Below are 6,449 nucleotides of genomic sequence, written 5' to 3'. Positions count from 1 at the left end.
GTCGGGCGGTAACCCGCCCGACGGCATCGGGACGCGCCAGGTCGAACAACACGCCATCGGGCGCCTGACCCGCAGGTGGAGGCAACGTCGGCAGTGGCGCCGGCCCCGGCGGCACGACCGGAAGCCCTCGCCCCTGTCCGGTGTCGGTGAGCGGGCCTGTTGTGTTGCCCGTGTCCGGGGACCCAGGCACGCTTGACGGGTGCAGCTGTCGAGCCGTCGTCGCCGTTGGTCGCCGCCGAAGTCGGCGTTCACCGGGTTCCGGATCCCCGCGGAGGTGATCGTCGTCGCGGTCCGCTGGTACCTGCGCTACAACCTCTCCTACCGGGACGTGGAGGAGCTCCTGGCTGAGCGCGGTGTCGAGGTTGACCACGTCACCGTCTTCCGGTGGGTGCAACGGTTCACCCCGTTGCTGGCAGACGTGGCCCGGTTCGCTCGCCACTCGCCCGGTGACCGGTGGTTCGTCGACGAGACTTACGTCAAGGTCAAGTCAACGGCACCCTGATGCTGCACCGCCGCCTCGTGCGCGAGTACGAGAGCCGACCAGAATCCTCGGTGTCACGCACCCTGTGGGCGTCAACGGCGAACATCGTGCGCCGGCTGACCGGAACCAGCACACCCTCCTGGCGGCACCGGTGAACCTTCCCACCGTCCTCGACCTGATCGCCGACCGCGAAACCACCGCACGCCAGCACACCGACCAACTCCGCGAGCAGATCACCACCCTCACCGGCGAACTCGCCCGCCTCGACAGCGAACTGGCCGACCTGGCCACCACCCGCACCACCCTGCGCACCCTCGCCACCACCGAGTTCACCGCCGACGATCCGACGATCGCCAGCGCCCCCCCTACCAGCAGATCCTGCATGTCCTCGGCACCGCACCCACGGGCATGCGCGCCAAAGGCATCTGCCTCGCCCTCGGCGTCGAGCCCTCACCGAAACACGTCGAAGGCACCCGCGCGAAGCTAAAACGCATGCTCAACCGCCAGATCCTCACCGAAGACGAACCCGGAGTATTCACCCTCGCCGAGAAACGGACCTAACACTCCGAACCGCCCTCTGACACCGGACGTGTGGGGCGTGCTCACCGAGGAGCAGCGGCTCTCATGGTCGTACATCCCCTTTGAGCGTCGGCCCGCTGAAATTCGGCATGACACGCAACCAGGTGGAAACGGCAGTGGGTGGCACCCTCGGCCTTACCCTAGGCTCGCACGCCTCGACGCAAGCTGGCGGCTGGGCGAAACTCCGGCTCGACCGAGACGGCGACCTGAGGGTCAGCGGGCCTGCGGTCACCACCTACTACGACGAGTCCATCGGCCTAACGACCTCGTGCACAGTAGCGAATCCTTGAGCATCGATGATCGTTGTTCGCGTTATGGTGGGCGCTGCGATCATGACCAACCGGCGTTTGACGGGCCTGTCCCGCTCAGTGATTGAGGGCCTGGTCAGCGAGTTGAGGCCGCGGTGGCGGGCTCAGCACCGTGACCGGCTCGCCTCGCGGATACGCCGTCGCCGGATCGGAGCAGGTGCCAGGCACCGGTCCGGGTTCGTGGATCGGCTGCTGGCCACGCTGGTCCATCTCCGTCACGGGCTCACCCACGACGTGATCGCGGCCTGGTTCGGGGTGCATCGCTCGACGATCAGCCGCAGCATCGCCGAGATCAGCCCCCTGCTGGCCGAGCGCGGCTGCCGGGTACGCGACGGTGTCCGGCTCCGGACCCTCTCCGACGTGGTGGCCCACCTCGGACACCACCCGCAGGCGTTGATGGACGCCACCGAAGTGCGGGTGCGCCGTCCGGTCGCGGGCCGAGCGGGCCGGGACCGGTTCGTGTCCGGCAAGGCCCGGCTGAACACCATGAAAGCCCTGGTGATCTGTGATCCGCTCGGGCGGTTGCTGTTCTGCGGCGAGACACGCCCCCGGGTCGATGCACGACATCACCCAGGCCCGCACCGCCGGACTGGTCGACCTTCTCCTGAACGCGCCACTGGACGCACAGATCCTCGCCGATGCCGGCTACCAGGGCCTCGCCCACCGACACCAACGGCGCGGTCATCACCCCCAGACCCAAGCCACGCAAACGTCAAACCTCCCTGCCACCGAGTGTCATCGCCGCCCACGACGCGGCCCGCAAACGGCACTCCTCCCAGCGCATCCGGGTCGAGCACGCCATCGGACACCTCAAGAACTGGCGAATCCTCAGCCGCTACCACGGCCGGCGGGAGTCCTTCGACACCACCATCCGCGCGATCGCCGGCCTCCTGTCCGACCACCAACACACCGGCCGCAGCGAGAACACCACCCGGCGGCGTAGGGCACTACCCGCCGCACCTTACGTTCGCCGAGACGCGCTCATCATCGCGCCACCAACTGTGCACGAGGTCGTTAGTGAGTGACCTGTTCGAGCTGCCCCTTGGATAGGACGAACTTCCACAAGACTGCTCCGGCCACCGCGCCCACTACCGGGCCGACCAGGTACACCCACCAGTAGGGGAAGGAGGCCGCGGCGATGTCGGGGCCCAGGGTCCGGGCCGGGTTCAACGAACCTCCCGAGACCGGAAGGGCCAGGAAGATCGCTGCCCCGATCCAGAACGCGATGGCCAGCCCGGCGGGCAGCGCCCCTCCGGGAGAGCGATGATAAACCGCGGTGGCCATGACGACCACCAACAGCACGGCAGTGATCACGATCTCGGTGAACAGTGCCGTGCCCCACCCGACGCCCGGGCCGGGCTTGGTGGCTCCAAGGACCAGGGCCGTCCGGAGCCGACTCCCGAACATGAACCAGTTCATCAGCCCGGCCAAGGTCCCGCCGATCAACTGAGCGACGATATAGACCGGTACCATCCGCCAGGGAAACTCCCTCACCGTGGCGAGGGCCACGGTGACGGCCGGGTTGATGTGAGCGCCCGAGACCGTGGCGAACACGTAGATGGCCGCCACAGTGCCCAGGGCGAAGGCCAGGCTGATGGCCACCTCGTTCATCCCCGCGAGGGGGTGAAGCTTGTGGGTGGCAAGCAGGGTGGCGGTACCGGAGAAGGTGAGCATGAATGTCCCCACCACCTCGGCGACGGCGGCTCCCGCCACTGCCTGGGGGCGTGTGGGGGTGACCTCTCCTCGTGGTGGCATGCTCTTCCTCCTCAGGCCGTCCCTTGGCCGAAGCTGGATCGGACCAAAGTGGCGATGCTGGTTTGCTGCTCACATTCACTGATCCACAAGCCGATGATCACGTCGCTGATCTTCGCCAGCAGATAGCTGGTGGTCCCTGGTCATCGGCGGCCGAGATCGTGGCCCTGAGGCCGCGCAGCTCATCCGTCACGGTGGGCTTGCCTCGCTGATTGCGGTCCGCACGCTCGAAACCCTGCATACAGACATTGTCCCAGGCAATCGAACGCTAAGCCGCCAAAACTCACGGACCTGCCAACCCCACCAGCCGGTCACCGACCTTGTGGTTCCGACGACGACCAGCCCATCTCCCGAGCCGACGCCCTCCGCGCTCTCACCCTGCTGCGACTCGTACGCCGGGCTGCTTAGGCGGCGAAACCACCGCGACTGAGGTTCCCCCGGTTTGCCGGAGGGGTTGGTTACCTTGTGTTTTAAGAAGGGCCGCCGAAGGCGTTCCGGTAGAGGTGGCGTGTCGGGTGGACGACGTGTCGACGTCGGGCTACTACGAGTGGCTGACCCGGCCGATGTCGGCGCGTGCGGTGCGGCACGCCTGGCTTACCGGGCTGATTACCGAGATCCATCAGCAGTCGCGAGCCAACTACGGTGCCCGACGAGTGCACGCTGAGCTGCGTCTGGGGCGAGGGATCGTAGTCGGTCACGGTGCCGTGGAGATGCTCCATTCGCCGTGCCGGACTGGTGGGCGCCATGGGCCGGCCGAAATGGCGGCGAGCCAAACGCGATGACGTGGCACTCGACCTGGTCAACCGGCAGTTCACCCGCAACGGGCCGAACCAGTTGTGGGTCACCGACATCACCGAGCACCAGTCCTCGGTTGAGGAAGTGCTACTGGCCATCGGGGCGATAGGACTAGCAATGCTCATCGCTGCCATCATCGCCGCTCGATCCAATAAGCGCTAGTCAACTCCGTGCGACGAGAGGCCACAGACCGATTCCGTACCGGGACCGGATGCCGCGACGTGCGGTCCCGGTGCGCCTTGGCTTTATCGGCAACCCTTGCCACGTCTACCGCTGACCGGAAGATCGAACCGATCAACAGCATCGATCCATCGGGTAAGTGCTCGGTACGGCCCGGATCACCCGCACCGCGTCCAGTGCGGCGAGCGCGTCGGCGGGCAGGTCCAGGGCCGCGCCGGCGATGTTCTCTCGCAGGTGCGCGACCGAGGACGTGCCGGGGATGAGCAGGATGTTCGGCGAGCGGTGCAGCAGCCACGCCAGCGCGACGGACATCGGCGTGCTCCCGAGGCCCTCCGCGACCCGTTCCAGGACGTCCGACTGCAAGCGGGAGAAGCCGCCCAGCGGGAAGTACGGCACGAAGGCGACGCCCTGCCGGGCGGTGCCGTCGACCAGCTCGTCGTCGTGCCGGTTGGCCAGGTTGTAGAAGTTCTGCACGCACACCACCGGGGCGATCGACTGCGCCTCGGCGAGCTGCTCGGCGGTGACCGTGCTCAGCCCCAGGTGCCGAATCAGGCCCCGCTCGCGCAGCTCGGCGGGCGTGCCGAACTGCTCGGCGATCGAGCCCGGCTCGGGCGAGTTCATGCCGCCGACCCGCAGGTTGACCACGTCGAGCGCGTCCAGGCCGAGGCGGCGCAGGTTGTCGTGCACCTGCTGGGTGAGCTCGGCCGGCGTCCGCGCTGGCGGCCAGCCGCCCTGCTCGTCGCGGCGGGCACCGACCTTGGTGACGATGTGCAGGTCGTCGGGGTACGGCGCGAGCGCCTCCCGGATGCTCTCGTTGGTGACGTACGGGCCGTAGTAGTCCGACGTGTCGATGTGCCGGATGCCCAACTCGACGGCCGCGCGCAGCACGTCGACGGCGGCGGCCCGGTCCTTGGGTGGCCCGAAGACGCCAGGGCCGGCCAGTTGCATGGCGCCGTAGCCGAACCGGGTGACGGTGAGGTCACCCATCCGGTAGGTGCCACCGGGCAGCTTGTCGCCGATCATGGTTCTTCCTCCGCCGGTCGGAGCGCCCGCCGGCACCTCGTACGGTGCCCGCCTCGGGCGGGCGCAACCAGGTCCCACCCATCCTGGGACCGACGGGGCCAGGGTCCGAGACGTGCGTCACGGCGCGTCCGGGAATCGTCGGCCGAGCTATCCAGTTGATCAGTGCCGGGACGCCAGCGTACCCAAGACGTCCGTTCGACGACGAAGCGGAGACACGATGACAGCCCTGTTCAGCCCGTTCACCCTGGGCAAGCTGGAACTGACCAACCGGATCGTGATGGCACCGTTGACGCGCAACCGCGCGGGCGAGGGTCAGGTGCCGCAGGAGATCTCCGCGACCTACTACGGCCAACGCGCCTCGGCCGGCCTGATCATCACCGAGGGCACCCAGCCCAGTGCCGTCGGCCAGGGCTACGCGGACACGCCGGGCATCCACTCTGCCGAGCAGGTCGAGGGCTGGCGGGCCGTCGCCGACGCCGTGCACGCGGGCGGCGGAAAGATCGTCATGCAGCTGATGCACGTGGGTCGGATCGGCCACCCCGACAACAAGGGCGGCCTGGAGTCGGTGGCGCCCAGTGCCATCGCCGCCCCGGGCGAGATCTTCACCCGCGACGGGATGAAGGCGTACCCGGTGCCGCGGGAGTTGCGCGGCGACGAGCTGCCGGGGATCGTCGAGGAGTTCGTCCGGGCGGCGCGCAACGCCGTCGATGCCGGCCTGGACGGGGTGGAGCTGCACGCCGCCAACGGCTACCTGCTGCACCAGTTCCTGGCGCCGTCGAGCAACCTGCGGACCGACGGGTACGGCGGCTCCCCGGAGGCCCGCGCCCGGCTGGTGATCGAGGTGACCCGGGCCGTCGTCGAGGCGGTCGGCGCCGACCGGGTCGGCATCCGGATCTCGCCCTCGCACAACATCCAGGGCGTGGTGGAGGAGGACGCGGCCGACGTGGCCGCCACCTATGGCGCGCTGGTCGACGCGATCGCGCCGCTCGGCCTGGCCTATTTGCACGCCCTGGCCGACCCGACGAGCGACCTGATCGTCGACCTGCGGCGCCGGTTCGGGGGTCCGTTCATCGCCAACGACGGCTTCGCCTCGGTGACCACCCGGGCGGACGCGGAGCGCATCGTCGACGGTGGCCTTGGCGACCTGATCGCGGTCGGCCGGAATTTCCTGGCCAACCCGGACCTGCCCCGCCGGTGGGAGATCGGCGCGCCGCTGAACGAGCCGGACCAGAGCACCTTCTACACGCCGGGCCCGCGTGGCTACACCGACTACCCGACGCTGGAGCAGTAGGCCCGGCGGCGAACCGTCCGGGCCGGCCGGTGACCGCCGG

The 6,449-nt window shown here is 68.7% G+C and carries 7 protein-coding genes and 3 pseudogenes; 8 read left to right on the top strand and 2 right to left on the bottom strand.

Annotated elements, in window-relative coordinates; all coding sequences use genetic code 11:
- Positions 1-262 precede the first annotated feature (262 nt).
- The 5 genes and pseudogenes from AB0J68_RS24215 to AB0J68_RS24195 form a co-directional block, all read left to right on the top strand.
- Positions 263-412 (top strand): annotated as a pseudogene (locus AB0J68_RS24215) (IS6 family transposase); the annotation flags it as partial.
- Positions 413-483: 71 nt separating this feature from the next.
- A pseudogene (locus AB0J68_RS24210) lies at positions 484-636 on the top strand (IS5/IS1182 family transposase); the annotation flags it as partial.
- Positions 633-968, top strand: a complete 336-nt coding sequence (locus tag AB0J68_RS24205; protein WP_355065845.1) for a hypothetical protein — start codon at positions 633-635, stop codon at positions 966-968. The pseudogene AB0J68_RS24210 and the gene AB0J68_RS24205, both read left to right, overlap by 4 nt.
- 388 nt (positions 969-1,356) lie before the next feature.
- Positions 1,357-1,629 (top strand): annotated as a pseudogene (locus tag AB0J68_RS24200) (transposase family protein); the annotation flags it as partial.
- Between the two features lie 377 nt (positions 1,630-2,006).
- A complete protein-coding gene (locus AB0J68_RS24195; RefSeq protein WP_355066035.1) occupies positions 2,007-2,393 on the top strand; it encodes a hypothetical protein in 387 nt (128 codons plus the stop codon).
- On the opposite strand, the gene AB0J68_RS24190 is transcribed toward AB0J68_RS24195, so the two are convergent.
- Positions 2,383-3,123, bottom strand: coding sequence for an MIP family channel protein (locus AB0J68_RS24190; RefSeq protein ID WP_354859675.1), 741 nt, complete (start codon positions 3,121-3,123; stop codon positions 2,383-2,385). The genes AB0J68_RS24195 and AB0J68_RS24190 overlap by 11 nt on opposite strands.
- 560 nt (positions 3,124-3,683) lie before the next feature.
- Between AB0J68_RS24190 and AB0J68_RS24185 the strand changes: the two genes are divergently transcribed.
- Together AB0J68_RS24185 and AB0J68_RS24180 are read left to right on the top strand one after the other, a co-directional pair.
- Positions 3,684-3,902, top strand: a complete 219-nt coding sequence (locus AB0J68_RS24185; RefSeq protein ID WP_355066032.1) for an IS3 family transposase — start codon at positions 3,684-3,686, stop codon at positions 3,900-3,902.
- Between the two features lies 1 nt (position 3,903).
- Positions 3,904-4,077 (top strand): hypothetical protein, encoded by a 174-nt coding sequence (locus AB0J68_RS24180; RefSeq protein WP_354859676.1) that lies wholly within the window; start codon positions 3,904-3,906, stop codon positions 4,075-4,077.
- A gap of 132 nt (positions 4,078-4,209) precedes the next feature.
- Here AB0J68_RS24180 and AB0J68_RS24175 read toward each other — a convergent pair whose 3' ends face one another.
- On the bottom strand, positions 4,210-5,118 hold the full coding sequence (locus AB0J68_RS24175; protein ID WP_363940548.1) for an oxidoreductase: 909 nt from the start codon (positions 5,116-5,118) through the stop codon (positions 4,210-4,212).
- Between the two features lie 217 nt (positions 5,119-5,335).
- Here AB0J68_RS24175 and AB0J68_RS24170 point away from each other — a divergent pair, with 217 nt between their 5' ends.
- On the top strand, positions 5,336-6,409 hold the full coding sequence (locus AB0J68_RS24170; protein ID WP_363940547.1) for an alkene reductase: 1,074 nt from the start codon (positions 5,336-5,338) through the stop codon (positions 6,407-6,409).
- The last annotated feature ends 40 nt before the right edge of the window (positions 6,410-6,449 follow it).

The organism is Micromonospora sp. NPDC049580 (genome assembly GCF_040675595.1).
Classification (GTDB): Bacteria; Actinomycetota; Actinomycetes; order Mycobacteriales; family Micromonosporaceae; genus Micromonospora.
This window is presented reverse-complemented; position numbering and strand designations above follow the sequence as displayed.